Origin of the sequence: Oribacterium parvum ACB1 (assembly GCF_000238055.2) — a bacterium.
GTDB lineage: Bacteria > Bacillota > Clostridia > Lachnospirales > Lachnospiraceae > Oribacterium > Oribacterium parvum.
This window is the reverse complement of the sequence record NZ_KE148312.1, coordinates 59,139-78,929: the sequence shown is the minus strand read 5'-3', so window position 1 is coordinate 78,929 and position 19,791 is coordinate 59,139. Positions and strand designations below refer to the sequence as shown.

Genomic DNA, 19,791 nt, shown 5'->3' with positions numbered 1-19,791 from the left:
AGTAATGAGTGCTAATTTGTTGTGAAAAGTGTGTGAAAAAAACACGAATGTTTTGGGGCATAAGACGTACTTAGATTTGTGTTTTTTCCAAATACTCCGTCATGGTCATCATTTTAGGTTTTTTAATATCCTTTAATGCCAGAAAGTCTTTATCTCCTGTCAAAAATATGTCTATATCGCTTTCTATCGCCGTCACCAATATGGGGAAGTCTTTCTCATCCCTTATTTCCGGATATTTCTCTTTTTCCAGATTTCTTTTTACTTGTACCAGGTCAAAAGGTAGGCTGTGAAAAAAATCTTTTAGAGCAGGCTTTCTTGACGAAAACTTCCTTTCAATTACAAGACTTAACTCTTCTATAACATAATCACAAATCACTATTTCATTCTGCTCCGTGATTCTTTTAATTAAGTTTCTGGTTTGATTAGAGGGAAAGAAAATCACGGATATCAAAATGTTGGTATCCAGCATGATTCTCATTTTATTTTCTCCTTCGTTCCTCTCTTATCTCCTGAGCGAAGCTTTGTAAATCTTCCTCCTTATAATACCCGGCTTCCTCGGCTACTCCTCTGAATTCTTCTTCTACTCTTTTAAAGGCCAGCATTGCGGAATTCTCAAAGTAAAATCTTCCATTTTCTTCCATTATTACAAGTTTATCTCCGCTTTTTAGCTTAAGTTTGTTTCTGACCGATATCGGAATTGTAATTTGTCCTTTGCTCGAAATCTTTGCCACTTCCATATATGCTCCTTTCTCTATAACTTGCTCACATATTTTCTGCTTACTCATTCGCATGTCAAAGTATCTTGCTTACATTTTGCTTTGATTCTACATTTTATTATAGAGGCTTTTGGGGTTTTTTTCATTATTTTCTTTACTTTTCAGATTTTCTTTATATTTCATACTTTCTTTATATTCTTTACCTTTTTGTTTTACCCTTTTAACCCCTCAATTTCTCCACTGCCTCTCTGATCGCTTCAACCGTATATTCCAATTCTTCCTCCGTTAGTGTCTCTTCGAGGCTTAAGCGCAGTCCGAAGTATGCTTCTTCATGACTCTTTCCGATTGCAAGAAGTACATGGCTCGGCTCTAAAGAACCGCTTGCACAGGCAGATCCGCTGCTCGCACAGATTCCTTTTTGATCAAGTAAGAGCAGAACGCTCTCTCCCTCTACTCCGGGGAGGCAGATATGGACATTTCCGGGGAGACGATGATGAAGTGAGGAAAGGAAGGGGCTTTCAGGACGCTCTCCGATTCCCTCAGCTTCCGCTGGATTCACACCGCTGATTTTTGCCCCCGGGATTTCCTCCATAAGCCTTTTAAAAAATAAATTTCGCAACGATGCTTTCTTTCTTCCCCTCTCCTCCATCGAGGAAAAGGCTTCTTTTGCCGCCGCCGCAAAACCGACTATTCCGGGAACATTTTCCGTACCGGCACGAAGTCCCCTCTCCTGTGCCCCGCCGTGTAAAAAGGAGGGAAGCTTCAGACCTTTTCGGATATACAGGAGTCCCACTCCCTTCGGTCCGTGGATTTTATGACTGCTGGCAGAGAGAAGGTCTATCCGCATTTCCTCTATATCGAGCGGAATCTGCCCGAAAGCCTGCACTGCATCGGTATGGAAAATTGCACCGTACTCCTTCGCAAGTCTCCCGATTTCTTTTAGATTTTCTATCGTTCCGATTTCATTGTTTGCCGCCATAACGGAGACAAGGCAGTGGGAAGCCCCCTTTTTTACTTCTTCCCCGCTCTTCGAAGGGAAAGAACGCTCTTCTCTTTCTCTTAAAGAGCTTTCTTCCTGTAAAGCTCGTTCCAAGGCTTCTAAATCAAGGAATCCCTTTTGATCCACCGGAATCCGGCTTACTTTTACTCCCAAACTTTCGAAAAAGGCACAAGTTCGAAGCACGGCAGGGTGCTCTATGGCACTTGTGATAAGATGTGCACTCTTCTCCTTTTTTAACGCACTCTCCAGTGCCACAGAAGAAATCGCCCAATTGTCACTCTCCGTACCGCCACCGGTAAAATAGATTTCCCGGGGAGAAACGCGAAGAAGAGCCGCAATGCTTTGCCGGCTCTCCTCTACCGCCTTCCTTGCTTCTTGCCCGAATCGGTAGATGGAAGAAGGGTTTCCATAGTGAGTGGAAAAATAGGGCTCCATGGCATTTCTTGCCGACTCCGACAAGGCTGTTGTTGCCGCATTATCCAAATAAATCATTGTATCCTCCTTTTAGGGCGATTTTCCTGCTTGTCGCTCACGCTATCCCTTTTCTCTTAGCTATATTTTATCCTTACTCATAACGAAAATCTCCGCTTTTTCCTTCCTCATAAGAAAAATCTCCGCTTTTTCCGCCTTTTTTCTCCAGCAAATGCACCGCCTCAATATGCATGCGCTTATCAATAGCCTTACACATATCATAAATGCAAAGTAGAGCGATACTTGCTCCCGTGAGCGCTTCCATCTCCACCCCGGTTTTCCCCAGTGTTTTCATCGTGGAAATGACTTTGATTTCCCCCCGCTTCTCGTCTACACTAAACTCTATCTTTGCTCCGTGAAGCGGCAAAATATGGCAAAGCGGAATGAGATCCGAACAGCGTTTTGCCCCCATGATTCCCGCAACCTGCGCTACAGTAAAAACATCTCCCTTTTTGATTTTCTTCCCAAGAACCGCCTGCATGGCTTCTTCATTTAGGAAAATGCTTCCTACCGCGACGGCTACTCTCTCCGTGTCGTCCTTTTCGGAAACATCGACCATCCGGGCATTCCCCTTATCATCAAAATGCGTAAACTCTCCCATTTTTCTCCTCATCGTTTTTCAATAAATAGATTGTAAAACTCTATTCTTCTAAGAGTAGAAGCTTCTCCGTATCCACTTTCAGATACTTTGGTGTTCCGAGCTGCTCCCATTTTGCAAAAGACTCTCTCTGTTCCATGAAGACAATTCTTCCTCTTCCCTCTTTTGCCCGAAAATAAAAGTTCTTTTCAAAGGGATATTCCGCAATGCTCTCCAAGTGAACCGGAATACAGTTTGTGCCTATCTCTTCCTCGGAAAACACAGGGGTAAAATCATGAGCACGATAGCCCACGGAGGAAAGGCTGTCCGGGATTTCCCCATCAATTTGAAGCTCTATCCCCCAGTCGGAAGCAAAAATACGATTTTCTCCTCTTTTTTCGGCTTTGGAAATGTTTTTACAGCCTGTCAAAGCTGCTGCCGCTCTCTTCCCCGGATTTCGGAAGAGACTCTTCGTTTCTCCTTGGCAAAGGATTCTCCCCTTTTCCACAATCAAAAGTTCTTCGGAAAAGCGATAGAGCTCGTCTCTCGAATGGGAAACCATGATACAGCTTCCTTCGAAGTCCTCCAAATGTCGCATGAGTTCCTCCTGCATCCGGTCCCGAAGAGAAAAGTCCAGTGCGGAAAAAGGTTCGTCAAGCAGGATGATCTCCGGTTCTCCCACAAGAATCCTCGCAAGAGCCGCTCTCTGCTGCTGCCCGCCCGAAAGCTTCCCGGGAAGGCGTTTTTCCATGCCCTTTAGCTCCATTTTCTCTAAAATAGAGCTGATTTTCTCTTCTTTTTCCTCCTTGCTCCCCTTAAGAGCCACCGAAAGATTCTCCCAAACGCTCATATGCGGAAAAAGTGCGTAGGACTGAAAAAGATAGCCCACCTTCCTCTTTTGCGGCGGAAGATTCAGTTTTCTTTCCTTGGAAAATACACAGTTCTCGCCGATGTATATCTCCCCCTCATCGGGCTTAAGAATTCCGGCAATTGCCTTTAGACACATGGACTTTCCTGCCCCGGATTCTCCGAGAATCCCGAGCCTCTTTGCTTCCGTCTGAAACTGCATATCCAGAGAAAAGCTTCCCATATTCTTTTTAATCGAAACCCTGCATGCCATTTTATCTCTTTAATCCTTTATACGACTTGCTTCCAAGCTTTCCACTTCAACTATATCTGATTGCTTAGATGCATCATTCTGTATCAGATAACTGATTTTTTTATTCTACTTCCTATATTGTTTCCCTTATTTCTCTGTTTATTGTTTCCCTTATTTCTCTATTTATAAATTGATATCTAATGCCGGAAGCGCTTTTCTTCTGTCGCAAATTGATAGAGCGTTAAAATCCCGAAGGACAGAAGGAGAACCACCATGACCCAAAAGCCTGCGGTCGTATAGTCCTGGTCCTGCATGACGAGAGCGATTCTTTGGGAAATGGTCGCGGTCTTCCCCGGAATATTTCCCGCAAGCATGGAAGTCGCCCCGTATTCTCCAAGCGCTCTGGCAAAGCTTAACACCGTTCCCGAAAAGATACCGGGTGCGGAGAGCGGTACAACGATTTTCCAGAAAATGGAAAACTCGCTCATCCCGAGCGTACGCCCGGCATAAACCAAGTCCTTCGGAACGAGTGCGAAGGCAGACCTTGCATTTCGATACATAAGGGGTAAAGAAATCACGGTTGCCGCCACCACACAGCCCAAGAAAGACTGCACCACCTTGATACCGAAATGTTCAAAAAGGAAGATGCCGAAGGGTCTTCTCTTACTAAAAAGAAGGAGCAGGAAAAATCCTGCTACCGTCGGGGGAAGGACCATAGGAAGGGTAAGTAAGCCGTCAAGAAAATTGTCCCAAGGGGACGGGAGCTTCATCACCTTTCTGGCCAAAAATATCCCTAAAAAGAAACAAATTATGGTGGTGACCACTGCGGTTTTCAGAGAAATCCATAAGGGACTCCAGTCTAAGCTTTTTATCATTTCCATCATGGATTTCTCCTTTCGTCTCCGTAATTCTACTCCGGCTTCACTTGTAAATTGCTTTTTACTTGCTTCAAATCATCCCTCAGAACTCCGCTCCGCTTTCTCTTATTATTAGTAACTTTAGCATATCCTGCACTTTAGCTTATCCTGCATTATTCTACATTCGTATCAAAGTAATACTTCTGAAATGTCTCTTTCGCCGCATCGCTGCAAACAAAATCTATAAACTTCTTCGCTTCCGTAATTTCCGCTTCGCTTGCTTCATCATTGACTACCTGAGAAATCGGGTAGATGACATTTCCGGTTAAATCATAGGAAACCTTTTCGAGAATCTCCACATCCGTATCTTTCCCGTAGGTATCGGAATAGTAGGTTGTTCCCACTTCGGAAGAGCCTTCCACTACTGCGGCAAGTACCTTCGAAACATTGGACTGCTCGGAAATCTCTACACCGCCCAAAGCATCGGAAACTTCCTTTGTACTGATTTTGGAAAGGTCCTCTGCCTCAGGTAAAATGCCGAGACTCACCAGTGCTTTTCTGGTATATCTTCCTACCGGAACCGTACCGTCCGCAAGAGCAATGGACTTCGCATCCTTTAAGGTTTCCAGACCGGTAACCTTCGTACCGCTGTCTTTTCTTGTGATTACGCAAAGCTGGTTGTTTACTACATTCTTTCTTGTACCTTCAACGAGCTTTCCTTCCTCCTGCAAAGTATCCATCTGCTTCTGTGCTGCCGAAAAGAATACATCACAAGCATAGCCTTCCTGAATCTGTGTCAGGAGCTTTCCGGAAGAATCTGCCTGGAAAACAAGCTTTACGGAAGGATTGTCCTTCTCATACTGCGCTCCGAGCTCTTCCATTACATTTTTAAGAGAAGCCGCAATAAAGACCTGAACTTCCGTCTTTTCCCCTTCAGTGGCCTTTTCCGTTTCCTTTGCGCTCTCTGTCTCCGCTTTACTGCTCTCGGTCTCTACTACACTGCTCTCTGCTGCTGTCTCCTCTTTCTTTGCCCCACCGCAAGAGATAAGCATAGCGGAAAGCACTAAGGCAAGGCTTCCTACTACAAATTTTTTCATACTTTTCCTCCTAGTTTTCTTTTTCTGTCCCCCGTAAGATTCCTATGCCGTGAAAGAGCTCCGGAAAAAGAAATTCCAGATTCTCCTTGCAAGCCTTCGGGCTTCCGGGAAGATTGATAATTAAAGAATGTTTCCGTATCCCTGCGGTCTGGCGACTGAGCATCGCTTTTTTGGTAATCGTTAAGCTATACTGCCTTAAGGCTTCCGGAATGCCGGGTACTTCTCTATCGCACACGGCTTTGGTGGCTTCCGGAGTGCAGTCTCTTTCAGAAAATCCCGTGCCTCCGGTTGTGAAAATCAAAGATATCTCTCTTTGATCCGCTAAACGAATGAGGGCCTTTTCTAAAGCCTCTCTTCCATCCGGAAGAAGCAATCGCTCCTCTACTACTATCCCCTGATTCTCCAAAAAATCCTGAATGAGCGGTCCCGAAAGGTCCTCATATTCTCCGGAAGACGCTCTATCCGAAAGGGTAATGACCGCCGCCGTATAAGCTCTCTCCGGATCAGGCGGAAAAACTTCCACAAGATCTCCCTGCCGGATTGTTCCTCCCTTTATCACCCTGGAAAATACCCCTTCTCTTGGCATAATGCAATCTCCCATTCTGTGGTAAATAGCACAGTGGGTATGGCACTCTTTCCCAAGCTGAGTCAGCTCTAAAACCGCTTCTCCGACATGAATTTCACTTCCTACCGGGCATCGGGAAAGGTCAAAGCCTTCCACCACGAGGTTCTCTCCAAATGCACCGAACGCGACTTCCGCCCCTTTTTTCCGAAAGTCCTCTATCCTTTCAAGAGAAAGAAGGCTAACCTGCCTATGCCAATTTCCTGCATGCGCATCTCCCTCTATCCCAAACTGCGGGATGAGGACTGCTTCTTTCACTTCTTTTTTTTCTGTTCCTTTTTTTTTGCTTATGCATATCGCCAGTAGCTTTCCCATTTATCCTCCAAGCCTTTTCCCTGTTCGGCCTTACCTCTCTTTTTTGCCTTCTTTATTATCTTCGTTATTGCCTTCTTTATTGTCTATCGAAACCCTAACGCAAAGCTATCCACCGATTTTACCCATCGCTCTATGTTCCGTAACCTCGGAGAGCTTTTCAAAGGCATGGCTTTCCGGCTTTCCTAAAATACAGTTCCGCAGTGTTTTTTCCACTTCCGCTCTTTTCTCCTCTTCGGAAAATGCCGTATTGCGTAATATCCCCCTAAGTGCATATCCATTTCCATAGCAAAGGCAGGGCTTTAACTCTCCTTCGCTCGTTAAGCGGATTCGATTACAGCTTCCGCAAAACTTCCCGTGAAGCGCGGAAATAAAACCTACAGAACCGAGAAAGCCCGGGATTCGGTAATACTTCGCAGGACCGTTTCCGTGGACGGAAATATCCTCCGTAATGCCCGGATAAATCTCTCTGATTTTCTCTAAAATTTTTTCATTATAGTAGGGTTCAAAGTTTCTCCCGTAGCCGATTGGCATCATTTCTATGAAACGAATGTCAAGAGGACGCTCCTTTGCAAGTGCTAAAAGGGAAAAGAGCTCGTCCTCATTTTTGCCCTTTTGCATCACCGTGTTCAGCTTAACATGAAGCCCGGCGTCGCAAGCTCTGCGAATCCCTTCCAAAACCTTGGGAAGCACGGGAAGCCCGGTGATTTCTGCGAATCTTTCCTCCTTTAAGCTGTCGAGGCTCACATTTATCCCGTCAATTTCGGCGGAAAGAAGCTCCGGAAGCGCTTCCTTCAGTAAAATGCCGTTCGTGGTCAGCGTGACCTGTTCCACCTTATCAAGCTTTTTAAGCTCCTTAATAAAATCTAAGACCCCGTCCCGCACCAAGGGTTCTCCGCCTGTCACCTTAAATCGGCTGATTCCCAGCTTCGAAGCCTCTTCTGCAAGAAAAAGAAGTTCCGAAAAGGACAGGAGCTTCTCCACGGGAAGCACATTCTCCATGCCTTTAGGCATGCAGTAACGGCAGCGCAGATTGCAACGGTCCGTAACGGAAAGGCGCATATAATTAATTTGTCTTTGAAATTGATCCTTCATTCTTCCTCTTGCTTTTCTATTTCTTCCTGACTGAAAGTGGAGCTAAACTCTTTCCAAAAGCACATCCAGCTGTCCGCCGCAGACCATTCCCTCCTCCTCGGCGATACTGTCGTTAAGGTCTACATGGTAGAGGCAGGCAGGCTTCGCATTTTCCAAAAATAACTCTCTGCTCTTCTGAATCACTTCCGCTTCGGCACATCCCCCACCAATCGTGCCGATCAGCTGTCCCAATGAACCGATCAGCATCTTCGTCCCGGTTTCTCTCGGCGCGGATCCCCGTCTATTCACAATGGTTGCCAGCACATAGTCTTCACCGCTCAGCATCACGTCCAGCATTTCCTTCGTAAAGCTCTCCTGATGGAAATATTTATTCTTTTCCATCACGATTTCCGAAAGGATAGAGAGGCCGATTTCTACAGGGGTCTCCGCTCCTATGGCAAGACCGATAGGACTATGCAACTCTTCAAGGCTTTCCTCGCTTACTCCCTCTTCCAAAAGCTGCTTCTTAATAAATGCAACTCTTCTTCTTGATCCCATCATTCCGATATAGGCATGGGTTTTTTTTAGAATCTCTCTAAGGCAAATGAGGTCGTGCGTATGCCCTCGGGTAACGATCACAAAATAGCTGTCCTTATCCCCTTTAAGGGTAGAAAGGGCTGTTGCGAAGTCTTCACACTGCACCTGATCCGCACCCGCTTTCTCCGCGGCTTTCGCAAAAGAAGGCCTATCTTCGATGCAGAGCACCTGAAAACCGAGCATTTTCCCTAAGCGAATTACGGAAAGGGCAACATGTCCCGCTCCAAGCACAATGAGCTTTTTTTCACCGCCCATGGGATCTAAAAAAAACTGTCTTTCTCCTAAGGAAACCAAGCCCCTTTTTCCTTTACCAAAAGGAAGAAATTCACTACGAAATTCGGCAGCTCCTGCACATACTTCCCCGTCTATAAAAAGAACCTTTTTCCCGAGGTTCTCTTCATTTAAGGATGTGAGCAGAACATTTTCCCGAGAAGGGTCCAGTTCCGCGATATGCTGCCATATTTTTCTCATAGATAGATACTCCTTTTGTGCAATGCCTTTTTCTTCTTATTCCTACTTTAAACCGTTTCCCGTTCCCTTGCGGCGTATCAAATTTTCCCAAACAAGGCTTCCTACAGTAATCCGCCCTCTCCGAGAGCGTCAATCTCTTCTTTTGTCACGGGGTCATCCGCCATGATACGGGGCAGTATCAAATCAAATACGGTAATCGGGCAAAACATAACGCTGCCCGGAAGTCCCATAATGGGTACATTGTTCTTTCCGTAGGCCAGCATGAACATCGAGCCCGGAAGAACCGGTGCACCGTAGCTTACTACTCTTTCCGCAGACTTTCTGATGGCAAGAGGCGTTCTGTCATCAGGGTCTACCGACATACCGCCGGTGCAAAGAATGAGATCCGCTCCCTCCGAAAGAAACTTTTGGATGGCCGCCATTTCCATGTCCACGTCATCCGAACAAAGGCTCTGTCCTATGATTTCCACAGGAAAGGGCGAAAGCTTTTCCTTTACAACAGGGGTAAAGCCGTCCTCGATTCTTCCGTGATAAACCTCATTTCCCGTAGTCACGAAGGCCACCTTCTTTTTCTTATAAGGAAGTACGCGGAGAATACCGCCGTCCTTCGTGATACGCTCTGCCCTCTCCATTTTTTCTTTTTCGATGCAAAGCGGAATGATTCTGGTTCCGGCAAGCACTTCTCCCTTTTTCACGGGAGTATTGTTCTTCTTCGTTGCCATCATCATTTCCCCAAAGGAATTCAGCTGAAAGAGCTTTTTCGAATCGACCTTCAATACGCCGTCACAGTCCGAAATGAACTCAATCTTCCCCTCTTTGATCTCTCCGGGATGCATATTTTCGCCTTTTCCCATTCGGTATAGAATTTCGGCAGCTTCATTTTCATGCAAGATACCTGCATCTTCGTCCCAGATGTAAATGTGGTCCTTCCCTACCGAAAGAAGAACCGGTATATCCGCTTCCTCTATTCTATGCCCCTTACGAAAAATCGGACCTTTTTTGACTCCGGGAATAATCTGCGTTATATCCTGACAAAGGACTTGGCCAACCGCATCTATCGTCTTCATTTCTCTCATAGCTTCTCCTTCCCCGGCTTTTCTCTTTCCTTGTAAAAGCACGATATCTATTCTTGAACAATCTTTCTATATATTGGTTCTTCTATGCACTGATTTCTCTATGTACTGATTTTCTTATATACTTTTTTAATATCTAACAATTTTTTAGTATGCTTTAAAACTTCTATTTCCCCTAGTATAGTGATATTTAGTAGCAAGTGCAAGGAATACAAAATTTATATAATTTTTTGATTTTTTCCCGCTCATTCCATTCCATCTCAAAGCATTCAAAACCCGCTTGAAATCTTGCTTTTTATGTTTAAAAATATTTTATGTGTTTAACAAATAATTCTTTCTGATTTTTATATAGGCTTTCTCTATATATCCATAGTGATTTTTGTCCTTCTCTTTCTCTTTTATTATTTGTTTATTATTTATAAATCTTAAGACATTCTTTGTGCACATTGTATGTTTTAAGTGAATTTTTCTCCGCTTGCATTTTTTCAAGAAAGGAGTATTCTATATCTGTAGTTCTTCAGGGCGGGGTGCGATTCCCCACTGGCGGTACAGTCCGCGACCTGCGTTTGCAGCTGAGTCGGTGCAATTCCGACACCAACAGTATAGTCTGGATGAAAGAGGAGCGAGTTTAACGAGTTTTTCCGCCCTGTACAATTTGTACAGGGCTTTTTTCTTAAAATAAGTGACCGGAGCCGTACTCAGGTTAATTTATTTTTGAAAAGCAGGAGAGCTTCCTGTGTAACTCGTTTATAATCCTCGCTTTACACACTAAGAAGAAGGAATCTGTTTATTGTAAGAGAAAGCAAATGCTTTCCCTTCGAGAAAAGCGAGGTAAAAAATGAAAAATGGAAGTACAGAAACAAAAATCATCACAGTGGATAGTGCAGTAAAAGAAAGTGGCAGAGACCGTATAGGAAACATCGCCATCATTGGAATTCTCTCTGCAATCTCCTACATTCTGATGTGGTTAGAGGTTCCGGCACCACTTATGCCCCCCTTTATCAAGTTTGATTTTTCCGACTTTCCGGCGCTTCTTGCCGCCTTCGGTCTTGGACCGATTGCAGGAATACTGGTAGAGCTTATTAAGAATGTTCTTCATTCTTTCAGCTCCGGATCCTTTGCCGTAGGAGAGCTGTCCAACTTTATTCTTGGAGCGAGCTTCGTTGGTGTGGCAGGACTTGTTTATCAGAAAAAGAAAAACAAAAAGGGAGCCGTACTTGCTTCCCTTCTTGGCGCCATGACCATGGCCCTTATTTCCTACCCTTCCAACCTTTTTGTGGTATACCCCTTCTATTATAATTTTATGCCGAAAGAGACCGTTCTTTCCATGTATCAACTGATTCTTCCCTCTGTGGGAAGCATGGAAAAAGCGCTGCTTATCTTTAACTTGCCTTTTACTTTTATCAAAGGTATGTTGGATGTTCTGCTCTGCCTCTTTCTTTATAAAAGTGTTTCTCCCCTCTTGCATAAGTTTAAGCGATAATCTACATAGGGGGAAAAGATACATTCTCCTTAAGGTATTTCAAAATCATTTATAATATCCGTATCTCATTACACCCGATATTGCTGCCTGTATCCGCTTTGGAGCAAGCAATCGGGTGTTTTCTTTCACTTTAAGAGAATCTACCATTGAAACCAGTGAAAATTTTCCGTAAAATAACGAGAATAGGAAGTATTTCATGCAAAAGAACACAAAAAGACTATTCTCAGCAATTTCGTGTTTCAAGCTTTTAATATAATATAGCAGAGGGAAAAAAATGACAGAACATGATTTTGAAGAAATAAATTATCAAAAAAAGATGGAAGAACATCGAAAAAAAATGGAAAAAAGGATGGAAAAAAGGAGAAGAGACAGACAGTCTCATATCCTTCTCTTTGTTTTGGCCTTAATCCTTCTTCTCCTCGCCTTTGTCGGATTCCGTTTCGCTATTCCCTACCTGCAAAAAAGGAATCTATTAACGCCGAATAAGGAAAGCGCACCCGCATGGGAAACGGATATTCAGCCCCTTTCTTCCGAGGGAGAAACGGGCGGGGAGGAAAACAGCAGTGCAGGCTCTATCCTATCCGAAAAAGAAGAAGCCATGAAGACCGCAGACTTGCAAGCCAAGCAATATGATTATGACGGTGCTGTCACAACACTCAATGCTTTAAGCGAGACCGAAGATACGGAGGTTTCCTCCAAAATCGCGGAATATGAAGAAGCGAAAGCCAAACTTGTTCCGGTAGATATGAACAATATCACCCACATTTTCTTCCATATCCTGATTGTAGATACAGACCGCGCCTTAAAAGATACCCATCAGGGAAGACAGTACAATTCCGTGATGACCACGATTCCGGAGTTTAAGGAGGTCATTCAGGAAATGTATGATCGTGGCTATGTCATGGTACACATGCATGATATTGCGGAAATGCAGGAGCAGGCAGACGGCACGAAGAAAATGGTAAAAAAGCAGATTATGCTGCCGGAGGGAAAGAAGCCCTTCATTATGTCCGAGGATGATGTAAATTATTATATTTATATGCAGGGAAGCGGCTTTGCCGACAAAATGGTTTTGGATGAAAACGGAAAACCGAAGCTGCAATATACCGATAAGGACGGAAATGTAAGTGTCGGAGACTATGACTTAGTGCCAATCTTAGATGCATTCGTGGAAGAACATCCCGACTTCGCTTATCACGGACATAAGGCCATTCTTGCATTCACGGGATATAACGGCGTTCTGGGATACCGTACGGACGAAACCTTTGATCCGAATTCACCCGCCCTTGATCCGAAGAACAAGGCAAATCCGAATATCGAAGAGGATAAAGAAACCGTAAAGAAGCTGACACAGGCTTTGAAGAGTGACGGATATGAATTCGCTTCACATTCTTGGGGACATATCAATTTTTCCACTCGTTCTTTGGAAGCAATCCAAAAGGATACGGATCGTTGGGAGAGAAATGTGGAGCCTCTGCTTCCGGATCCCTGTGAAATTCTTCTCTATCCCTTCGGAGCAGACATCGGAGATTGGCATCCCTACCAAAGCGGACAGCAAGACGGAAAGTTTGACCTTCTGGAAAATGCAGGCTTCCATTATTTCTGTAATGTAGACTCTACACAGGTTTGGATGCAGTACGGCGATCAATTCCTCCGCCAGGGAAGAAGAAATATAGACGGCTATCGCTTGTATGAATCTTATATCGGTAAGGCCGACCGGCTTTCCGACCTCTTTGATGTAAAGAAGGTTTTCGATACCCGAAGACCCACTCCCATTAATTGGGAATAAATGGAACAACGATATTGAAAGGGAGGAAAAGCTCTAATGAATAAAAAGCTGGATACGAAGGAGGTAAGACACCTCTTCGAAGGAATACAGGAGCTAAAGGGAACAGAGGAATATTTTTGCTTTTTTGAAGATGTCTGCACCATCAACGAGCTTCTTGCCATGGCACAACGCTATGAAGTCGCAAAGATGCTTCGAGAAGGAAAAACCTATATCGATATTGCCAAAACTACCGGTGCCTCCACCGCCACCATTTCCAGAGTAAATCGCTCTTTAAACTATGGCGCCGAAGGATATCGACTTGCATTTGAACGCTTAGACAAAAAGAAAAAGAAATAGATACTTATCTTCAAAAAAACAGCACCGCAGATTCTGTATGAATAAAATACGTATGAAAAAGGGAGGAGCCGGACCGCTCCTCCCTTTTATACTTATCAAGTATCGCTCCTGTAGCATGCGGTATCTCGTTTTTGATTCATACTAAATATCGCGTGCAGAGCGTACATTTCCCATTTGCAAGAATTCATGCGCAACGCCTGAGTGACCTATATATTGAATATAAGATAAATACGATACGTCCTAAGCATCGGATCGACTGAAGCCGTTTTTCATCTTACAGCTCACTTCATAAAGAACCTTATCCAGTACGGCTTCCGTCTCTTCCTTTACCATCTTTGCAATCTCTTCATTACAGTCTTCCAAGAGCTTTATGACAGCGGCATTCTTCGGAAGCTTCTTTTCCAATTTTTCTTCCAAACTCTTCATCAAGGTATAGCCCTTTGTCGGAACCTTTCCCTGATAGCGCTCAATATGCATCTTACATTCGCTAAATTGTGCATCGGCAAGAGCTGCAATGATTCTATTTGCCCAGTAAAAGCTTTCCGAAGTGACGGTCTTCGTAGTATTCGCAAAATATTCCGGCGTCTTATTCACATTTGCATAGAAAGGAACAAAGGCATTGAAGGTGTTGGAACCGAAGCATACCCATTCAATGGCGGCATATTCCTTCGGAACATCCGGACGGATCTGAACAAGACTCAGGAAATTGTTACGACTGATTCCAATAGGGCGATATTTTCCGCGATTCTTCTCATCCCCGTATTTTCCGTAGCAGTCATAGGGTGTTCCTTGGAAATGCGAGGAGAGAATATACTTTACATCCTCCGGCGTAATCTTGATTTCCGGGCAAAGGCACCAGGGAAGATCATCATCCTCCGGCTTTAACTCTGCATTTTCTCCATCAAAGCTGAACGTATTTTTATTGAAATACCTTGCCATATACCAAGCTCTCGGGGTGTTATAAATATGATCCCCGTCAGAATGTGTACCAAAACACTCTCTCGGATTAATCCAGTCTCCCTCCGTCTTTTCGATTTCATCCGAAAAACGAAGGTCCAGATGGTTCCTAGCAATAAAGTCCTTTAAATCCTTGGAGCAGATATATTCATCTTGCGCACCAAAAGCATCTTCAAAATCAAAATAATCAATTCCAAGCTGATTCGGCATCATAACATAAGCATTGTCAGGCACTCGTCTTGCAATAAAATGATGTCCTCCAATGGTTTCCAGCCACCAGATTTCCTTCTCATCCGAAAAAGCAATGCCGTTCATCTCATATGTACCGTACTGCTCTAATAGCTCTCCAAGCCGAAGCACGCCTTCTCTTGCAGAATGAATATAGGGAAGAACGAGGCTGACCATGTCTTCTTCTCCTATTCCGCCAATCTGCTCCGGCCTTCCGTTCTCCGCCTTCTTATACACTACAAGAGGATCTCCGGAAAGGACACGTTCGTTGCAGGCAATGGTTTCCGTTGCCGTCATGGATACATTTTCACTATTTACCCCTGCCGCACCCCAGATTCCTTCGTCCTCATAGACTGCATTGGGCATACAGGTATAACGAAGAGGATTGTTCGGAAGCGGAATCTTCACATGGGAAAGGACGGAAACATACTCCTCCCCCTGAGCCTTAGCTTCCACTACTATAAACTTCTTAGGGCTGAAAGAGCCGGAGCCGGAGTCTTCATTTCTGGCAATCATGGTTGAACCGTCGAAGCTTGCCTCTCGCCCTACTAAAATCGTTGTACAAGACATACTTTCCATCCTTTCTGTGGTTTCCAATTTCATAAAAAATTGGAAATAAAATACGCTCACGTTTTTAGTATACTCCGTGCGCAATTCCATTTCCATAAAAAAGACGGTCTTTATAAGGGCTATAAATCTTTTCAGCTTTTTACTTCCAATGCAGTCTGTGCAATTCTCCTGCCTTTTTCAGGCTGTTAAAATCCTGCTGCCGTAAGGCTTCGTAGAGAATAATGGCCACAGAATTCGAGAGGTTTAGAGAACGAGCTTCCTCCAGCATGGGAATGCGAATACAATGCTCTTCATTTTCCACCAGAATCTCCTCCGGAATACCGGCGGATTCTTTTCCGAACATGATGTAGTCCTCTTCGGAAAAAGAAACTTCCGTGTAGCTTCTTTTCGCTTTCGTGGTAGCGTACCAGATTTTAGGATTGGAAGGAGACTTGAGGCCGGAACATATACCGAGCTCATCTTTTCCCTGCTTATTTTGGACAGCTTCGTGGAAAGAATCGGAATTCCCATGCTTATTTTCTTCTTCTATACTCCGCAAAAAATCCTCATAGGAGAGGTACTCCTTCAGCTGCAACAGGGGCCAGTAGTCCATACCGGCCTTTTTGATATTTTTGTCATTTAAGATAAAGCCGTAGGGCTTAATCAGATGAAGCTTCGTATTTGTCGCAACGCAGGTGCGTCCAATAGCCCCTGTGTTAAAGGGGATTTCCGGTTCATGCAATACAATATTCATTATCTTTATCTAACCTCTTTATTCCACTTTCTTCCGCTTTGCAAGCTTTTCCCGTACCTTTTTCGCAATACTTTCCGCGGCGAGATGCCCTATCGCTTGGTATTTCACGGTATCGTATTCATTGCCGCTGTGTTTTGCCTTTATAGAGTCACTTCTACACCAGTAAGGGCAGTGTGCACGAGAATCGGAGTCCTGCAGCCTTGCCAGATCGTCCTCATCTAAGCTTGCCAGGCAGCCCGCCTCATCTTCATCCTCATCATAGGAATAATTTCTGCAGTCCTCACAATCTTCCATAACTCCGCTCCTTTATGCTTTTCCGTTACATCACATTCTTAGTTCATTCTATATCTTCCGTTTAACGGCTGTTTCCGTATCAGCGTTTCCGCTCCGAAGGTGCTCTCCATGTTTCGGGATCCCCCTTTACCGAAGGGCAAAGATCATTTAAATAGCAAAGCTCACACTTCGGCTTTTGAGAAGTGCAAAGGGTACGCCCCAGAGCAATAATATGCGTATTCCAGCGAATCCAGAACTCCTCCGGAAGCACTTCCATAAGCTGAAATTCCGTCTTCGTCGGATCGGAAGAATCGGCAAGGCCGAGACGGTTGGAAATGCGCTTTACATGGGTATCTACGACAATAGAGGGAATATCAAAAATATTTCCCAAAATCAAATTCCCCGTCTTTCGTCCTACACCGGGAAGGGCGGTAAGAGTATCAATATCCTTTGGAACCTCTCCCCCGTGCTCTTCCACTAAGGCTGCAGCACAGGCCTTGATGTTTTTCGCTTTGTTATGGTAGAAGCCGGTGGAATGAATATCCTCTTCCAGTTCTTGTAAGTCACAGGAAGCGAAATCCTCCAAGCTTTTATATTTCTTAAAGAGCTTTTCCGTCACCATGTTGACTCTGGCATCGGTGCACTGTGCCGATAAAATAGTGGCAAAAAGCAGCTGCCAGGCATTTTCCGCCTCTAAAAAAATCATGGGATGATCTCCGTAATGTGCGTCCAATCGAGCCATGATTTCCCGTACGCGAGCTTCTCGTTTTTTCTTACTTTCTCTTGGGATAAACATTTTTCTACTTTCTCTAAACAAATATCTTAGCGTTATAATGAAACCGCCGGTCTGTTGACCGGAGTCCTCATCGAGGACTTTTCCTATAAAGCAATAGAAATATTTCTGCCTGTTGCCTGATACTGATAATAGCGTACCCCTGCAGCATCGAGCATTCTTTTTGAAGCGCGTACAGAAGGCGTATCCGCATATTTATCCTCACGGAAAACCAATGTTTTAATGCCCGCCTGAATGATAGCCTTTGCACATTCATTACAGGGGAAGAGGGTGACATAGATTTTTGCTCCTTCTAAAGAACCGCCTCTATAGTTCAAAATGGCATTTAACTCCGCATGGGTAACATAAACATATTTTGCATTATACGGGTCATGATCAACCTCTATTCTGGTCCATGGAAAGATATCATCGGAACAGCCCTTAGGGAAGCCGTTATAGCCCATGGAGAGAATTTTGTTGTCGGAAGAAACAATACAGGCACCTACTTGGGTGGACGGGTCCTTGGAACGACGAGCGGAAAGCTCGGCAATCCCCATAAAATACTCGTCCCAAGAGATATAATCACTTCTTTTTTCATTTTCACTCATTTTATTTCCTCACTTTTTATGGAAAACTGCTCCGTTCTTCATGCATAAAGCATATTTTCCTCTTAGCAATGACAGCTTATTTTTAATAAGCCTTGCAAAAATACAAAATCTCATTCTAAAGTAAGGCTAATCATAGCAAAATCACAGAAAAATGAAAAGAGATTCTCCAAATATCCGCTTTTCGCTTTAGCAAGAAAAGCTTTGTAAGAGGATATCCATAAAAGACTTAAGTTTTAATTCTTTTATGTCGATACAGTATTCATAAAGCTAGAAATCAATACAGAATCTCTTAGAGGAAATCTTACCCAAGGAGGGGGAATTCATGAAAAAACGATGGACGCAGTCCGGAAAGCTTCGATTTTACTCAATCGGAGTCATTATTATGTTGCTTCTTACTGCAATCGCTACCATTTTCAGCGCCGTAACAATGAGGGAAGAAAAAAATACCTCCAAAAAAAGATTTGCTCTTGTTTTAGCAGCGAGGCAATTCTCTACTGCCAGTGTGGATTTAACAAGGCACGCCAGATCTTATGCATCAACCCTGGATACCCGTTTTTTAGATAAATATAATAATGAAATCAATACCTATAAGAATCGTGAAAAGGCAAGAGCAGTCATGAATCAGTATGGCTTGAATCCGGTAGAAGAGACGGCAATGCATACCATGGAAATCACTTCAGCACACCTTGCAGACTTAGAAGCGCAGGCCTTTGACTATGCAGCAAAAAAAGATTCCAAAAGCGCAAGCGAACTCCTCTATAATGCTGATTATATGCAGGGCGAAGCGGAAGTGCAAAAGCAGTATGCCGTTTTCTATAACAGCATTACGGAAAGAACCGATCGAATCATGAGGGAGGCAGAGAGTTTTTCCACCTTAGTGACAACCATCAGTATTGCGCTTTTAATTCCTTCTATTATCCTTGTTTTCCTCATGATGCTTTTCGTAAGAAGAGAACTGATGAAGCCGCTTGTGGTCATTAAGGACAGTATGCTGCGCCTTTCGGAAGGCCGTCTTTTCGATACCCATATTAATCTCCCTGTAGACAACACCGAAGTCGGAAGTACAGTCGGCGCCATAAAAGAAATGACACACCGTCTAAAGAAAATCATCGGAGATATGCATTCTCTCCTTTTTGCCATGGCAGACGGAAACTTCCGCATTAAAAGCAGCTGCAGAGAAATGTATGTAGGAGACTATCAAAGCATATTTGAATCCCTAGTACAGATACATCACAAATTAAAGGACACTTTGTCAGAGGTGGAAAAGACCTCCGAGTATGTCAACGACTCTGCGAAGGAAGTCTCCAGAGGAAGCGAAACCCTAGCCAAAAGTTCCACGGAGCAGGCAAGTTCCATCGAAGAGCTTTCCGCCAATATTTCCGATGTTTCCGATAAGATTAAAACCAATGCGGAAAATGCAAGCTTGGCAACCGAGCTTTCGGATGCTACGGAAGCAATGCTGAAGGACAGCAGTGATCAAATGAATGCTCTGAGCAGTTCCATGAACGAAATCAACGGAACCGCTCAGCAGATAAGCAGTATCATCCAAACCATTGATGATATTGCCTTCCAAACCAATATCCTCGCTCTGAATGCCGCAGTAGAAGCTGCCCGTGCAGGAGAGTTTGGAAGAGGCTTTGCCGTAGTTGCAGACGAAGTACGTAATCTTGCGGGAAAATCCGCAGAAGCCGCTAAAAATACGACAGCACTGATTGAAAATACAGTTCGTTCTATACAGGATGGTACAAAAATGGCGGATCAAGCAGCATCGTCCTTGGAAAAGCTGGTAAAGAGTTCCCGTCAGATGAATACAAAGATTACGGAGATTGCAGAATATTCCAACAGACAGTCTGAAACTGTAAGCGGAATAGAACAGGGAGTAGAAATGATTTCTTCCATTGTGCAGAACAATTCTGCCTCTGCAGAGGAATTATCCGCAACAAGCGAAAGACTCTTTGACCAGGTACAGAACATGGAAGAGATTCTTAAGCATTTCACACTTTAGTTTTGTGCATCAGATGTTTCTTTTTTTCATTTTTCATTCCTTGCCCCCCTTCTCCTGCTCTTAGAGAAGGG

At 44.0% G+C, this 19,791-nt stretch carries 20 protein-coding genes and 1 riboswitch; of the genes, 4 read left to right on the top strand and 16 right to left on the bottom strand.

Features of this window, described 5'->3' with window-relative positions:
• Window positions 1-70: 70 nt before the first annotated feature.
• The 11 genes from HMPREF9625_RS00405 to HMPREF9625_RS00355 form a co-directional block, all read right to left on the bottom strand.
• On the bottom strand, window positions 71-478 hold the full coding sequence (locus HMPREF9625_RS00405; RefSeq protein WP_009535262.1) for a putative toxin-antitoxin system toxin component, PIN family: 408 nt from the start codon (window positions 476-478) through the stop codon (window positions 71-73).
• Between the two features lies 1 nt (window position 479).
• Window positions 480-785 (bottom strand): AbrB/MazE/SpoVT family DNA-binding domain-containing protein, encoded by a 306-nt coding sequence (locus HMPREF9625_RS00400; RefSeq protein ID WP_330361188.1) that lies wholly within the window; start codon window positions 783-785, stop codon window positions 480-482.
• Between the two features lie 151 nt (window positions 786-936).
• Window positions 937-2,208 carry a cysteine desulfurase family protein gene (locus tag HMPREF9625_RS00395; protein WP_009535264.1) on the bottom strand — a complete coding sequence of 424 codons (1,272 nt, stop codon included), beginning with the start codon at window positions 2,206-2,208 and terminating at the stop codon, window positions 937-939.
• 73 nt (window positions 2,209-2,281) lie between these two features.
• Window positions 2,282-2,788, bottom strand: coding sequence for a cyclic pyranopterin monophosphate synthase MoaC (gene moaC / locus HMPREF9625_RS00390; RefSeq protein ID WP_009535265.1), 507 nt, complete (start codon window positions 2,786-2,788; stop codon window positions 2,282-2,284).
• A gap of 40 nt (window positions 2,789-2,828) precedes the next feature.
• A complete protein-coding gene (locus HMPREF9625_RS00385) occupies window positions 2,829-3,884 on the bottom strand; it encodes a sulfate/molybdate ABC transporter ATP-binding protein (RefSeq protein ID WP_009535266.1) in 1,056 nt (351 codons plus the stop codon).
• A gap of 176 nt (window positions 3,885-4,060) precedes the next feature.
• The gene (gene modB / locus HMPREF9625_RS00380; RefSeq protein WP_009538322.1) at window positions 4,061-4,747 is read right to left on the bottom strand and encodes a molybdate ABC transporter permease subunit; all 687 of its coding nucleotides are present in this window, start codon (window positions 4,745-4,747) and stop codon (window positions 4,061-4,063) included.
• A 146-nt stretch (window positions 4,748-4,893) separates the two neighbouring features.
• Window positions 4,894-5,817: a molybdate ABC transporter substrate-binding protein gene (gene modA, locus HMPREF9625_RS00375; protein WP_009535268.1), complete on the bottom strand. Its 924-nt coding sequence runs from the start codon at window positions 5,815-5,817 to the stop codon at window positions 4,894-4,896.
• A gap of 10 nt (window positions 5,818-5,827) precedes the next feature.
• Window positions 5,828-6,754 carry a molybdopterin adenylyltransferase gene (mog, locus tag HMPREF9625_RS00370; RefSeq protein WP_009535269.1) on the bottom strand — a complete coding sequence of 309 codons (927 nt, stop codon included), beginning with the start codon at window positions 6,752-6,754 and terminating at the stop codon, window positions 5,828-5,830.
• Between the two features lie 105 nt (window positions 6,755-6,859).
• Window positions 6,860-7,846: a GTP 3',8-cyclase MoaA gene (gene moaA, locus HMPREF9625_RS00365; protein ID WP_009535270.1), complete on the bottom strand. Its 987-nt coding sequence runs from the start codon at window positions 7,844-7,846 to the stop codon at window positions 6,860-6,862.
• A gap of 42 nt (window positions 7,847-7,888) precedes the next feature.
• Window positions 7,889-8,893, bottom strand: coding sequence for an XdhC family protein (locus HMPREF9625_RS00360; RefSeq protein WP_009535271.1), 1,005 nt, complete (start codon window positions 8,891-8,893; stop codon window positions 7,889-7,891).
• Between the two features lie 101 nt (window positions 8,894-8,994).
• Window positions 8,995-9,969, bottom strand: a complete 975-nt coding sequence (locus HMPREF9625_RS00355; protein ID WP_009535272.1) for a molybdopterin-binding protein — start codon at window positions 9,967-9,969, stop codon at window positions 8,995-8,997.
• 506 nt (window positions 9,970-10,475) lie between these two features.
• Window positions 10,476-10,593, top strand: a riboswitch (FMN riboswitch).
• A 211-nt stretch (window positions 10,594-10,804) separates the two neighbouring features.
• Between HMPREF9625_RS00355 and HMPREF9625_RS00350 the strand changes: the two genes are divergently transcribed.
• The 3 genes from HMPREF9625_RS00350 to HMPREF9625_RS00340 all read left to right on the top strand — a co-directional run bounded on the left by HMPREF9625_RS00350 (window position 10,805) and on the right by HMPREF9625_RS00340 (window position 13,574).
• A complete protein-coding gene (locus HMPREF9625_RS00350; protein WP_009535273.1) occupies window positions 10,805-11,449 on the top strand; it encodes an ECF transporter S component in 645 nt (214 codons plus the stop codon).
• Window positions 11,450-11,723: 274 nt separating this feature from the next.
• The gene (locus HMPREF9625_RS00345) at window positions 11,724-13,238 is read left to right on the top strand and encodes a polysaccharide deacetylase family protein (protein ID WP_009538350.1); all 1,515 of its coding nucleotides are present in this window, start codon (window positions 11,724-11,726) and stop codon (window positions 13,236-13,238) included.
• Between the two features lie 36 nt (window positions 13,239-13,274).
• Window positions 13,275-13,574, top strand: coding sequence for a YerC/YecD family TrpR-related protein (locus tag HMPREF9625_RS00340; RefSeq protein WP_009535275.1), 300 nt, complete (start codon window positions 13,275-13,277; stop codon window positions 13,572-13,574).
• 240 nt (window positions 13,575-13,814) lie between these two features.
• Here HMPREF9625_RS00340 and HMPREF9625_RS00335 read toward each other — a convergent pair whose 3' ends face one another.
• The 5 genes from HMPREF9625_RS00335 to HMPREF9625_RS00315 form a co-directional block, all read right to left on the bottom strand.
• Window positions 13,815-15,329 (bottom strand): C69 family dipeptidase, encoded by a 1,515-nt coding sequence (locus HMPREF9625_RS00335; protein WP_009535276.1) that lies wholly within the window; start codon window positions 15,327-15,329, stop codon window positions 13,815-13,817.
• A 139-nt stretch (window positions 15,330-15,468) separates the two neighbouring features.
• Window positions 15,469-16,062, bottom strand: coding sequence for a tRNA (cytidine(34)-2'-O)-methyltransferase (locus HMPREF9625_RS00330; protein ID WP_009535277.1), 594 nt, complete (start codon window positions 16,060-16,062; stop codon window positions 15,469-15,471).
• An 18-nt stretch (window positions 16,063-16,080) separates the two neighbouring features.
• A complete protein-coding gene (locus tag HMPREF9625_RS00325) occupies window positions 16,081-16,356 on the bottom strand; it encodes a DUF6472 family protein (protein WP_009535278.1) in 276 nt (91 codons plus the stop codon).
• A gap of 79 nt (window positions 16,357-16,435) precedes the next feature.
• Window positions 16,436-17,131: an endonuclease III gene (nth, locus tag HMPREF9625_RS00320; RefSeq protein WP_009535279.1), complete on the bottom strand. Its 696-nt coding sequence runs from the start codon at window positions 17,129-17,131 to the stop codon at window positions 16,436-16,438.
• A gap of 83 nt (window positions 17,132-17,214) precedes the next feature.
• A complete protein-coding gene (locus tag HMPREF9625_RS00315) occupies window positions 17,215-17,715 on the bottom strand; it encodes a deoxycytidylate deaminase (protein WP_009535280.1) in 501 nt (166 codons plus the stop codon).
• Between the two features lie 322 nt (window positions 17,716-18,037).
• Here HMPREF9625_RS00315 and HMPREF9625_RS00310 point away from each other — a divergent pair, with 322 nt between their 5' ends.
• Window positions 18,038-19,720 carry a methyl-accepting chemotaxis protein gene (locus HMPREF9625_RS00310; RefSeq protein WP_009535281.1) on the top strand — a complete coding sequence of 561 codons (1,683 nt, stop codon included), beginning with the start codon at window positions 18,038-18,040 and terminating at the stop codon, window positions 19,718-19,720.
• Window positions 19,721-19,791: the final 71 nt, after the last annotated feature.

Coding starts and splice junctions, on each gene's coding strand:
- HMPREF9625_RS00405 (WP_009535262.1), bottom strand. CDS start 478: ATGAGAATCATGCTGGATACCAACATTTTGATATCCGTGATTTTCTTT.
- HMPREF9625_RS00400 (WP_330361188.1), bottom strand. CDS start 785: ATGAGTAAGCAGAAAATATGTGAGCAAGTTATAGAGAAAGGAGCATAT.
- HMPREF9625_RS00395 (WP_009535264.1), bottom strand. CDS start 2,208: ATGATTTATTTGGATAATGCGGCAACAACAGCCTTGTCGGAGTCGGCA.
- moaC (WP_009535265.1), bottom strand. CDS start 2,788: ATGGGAGAGTTTACGCATTTTGATGATAAGGGGAATGCCCGGATGGTC.
- HMPREF9625_RS00385 (WP_009535266.1), bottom strand. CDS start 3,884: ATGGCATGCAGGGTTTCGATTAAAAAGAATATGGGAAGCTTTTCTCTG.
- modB (WP_009538322.1), bottom strand. CDS start 4,747: ATGATGGAAATGATAAAAAGCTTAGACTGGAGTCCCTTATGGATTTCT.
- modA (WP_009535268.1), bottom strand. CDS start 5,817: ATGAAAAAATTTGTAGTAGGAAGCCTTGCCTTAGTGCTTTCCGCTATG.
- mog (WP_009535269.1), bottom strand. CDS start 6,754: ATGGGAAAGCTACTGGCGATATGCATAAGCAAAAAAAAAGGAACAGAA.
- moaA (WP_009535270.1), bottom strand. CDS start 7,846: ATGAAGGATCAATTTCAAAGACAAATTAATTATATGCGCCTTTCCGTT.
- HMPREF9625_RS00360 (WP_009535271.1), bottom strand. CDS start 8,893: ATGAGAAAAATATGGCAGCATATCGCGGAACTGGACCCTTCTCGGGAA.
- HMPREF9625_RS00355 (WP_009535272.1), bottom strand. CDS start 9,969: ATGAGAGAAATGAAGACGATAGATGCGGTTGGCCAAGTCCTTTGTCAG.
- HMPREF9625_RS00350 (WP_009535273.1), top strand. CDS start 10,805: ATGAAAAATGGAAGTACAGAAACAAAAATCATCACAGTGGATAGTGCA.
- HMPREF9625_RS00345 (WP_009538350.1), top strand. CDS start 11,724: ATGACAGAACATGATTTTGAAGAAATAAATTATCAAAAAAAGATGGAA.
- HMPREF9625_RS00340 (WP_009535275.1), top strand. CDS start 13,275: ATGAATAAAAAGCTGGATACGAAGGAGGTAAGACACCTCTTCGAAGGA.
- HMPREF9625_RS00335 (WP_009535276.1), bottom strand. CDS start 15,329: ATGTCTTGTACAACGATTTTAGTAGGGCGAGAGGCAAGCTTCGACGGT.
- HMPREF9625_RS00330 (WP_009535277.1), bottom strand. CDS start 16,062: ATGAATATTGTATTGCATGAACCGGAAATCCCCTTTAACACAGGGGCT.
- HMPREF9625_RS00325 (WP_009535278.1), bottom strand. CDS start 16,356: ATGGAAGATTGTGAGGACTGCAGAAATTATTCCTATGATGAGGATGAA.
- nth (WP_009535279.1), bottom strand. CDS start 17,131: ATGTTTATCCCAAGAGAAAGTAAGAAAAAACGAGAAGCTCGCGTACGG.
- HMPREF9625_RS00315 (WP_009535280.1), bottom strand. CDS start 17,715: ATGAGTGAAAATGAAAAAAGAAGTGATTATATCTCTTGGGACGAGTAT.
- HMPREF9625_RS00310 (WP_009535281.1), top strand. CDS start 18,038: ATGAAAAAACGATGGACGCAGTCCGGAAAGCTTCGATTTTACTCAATC.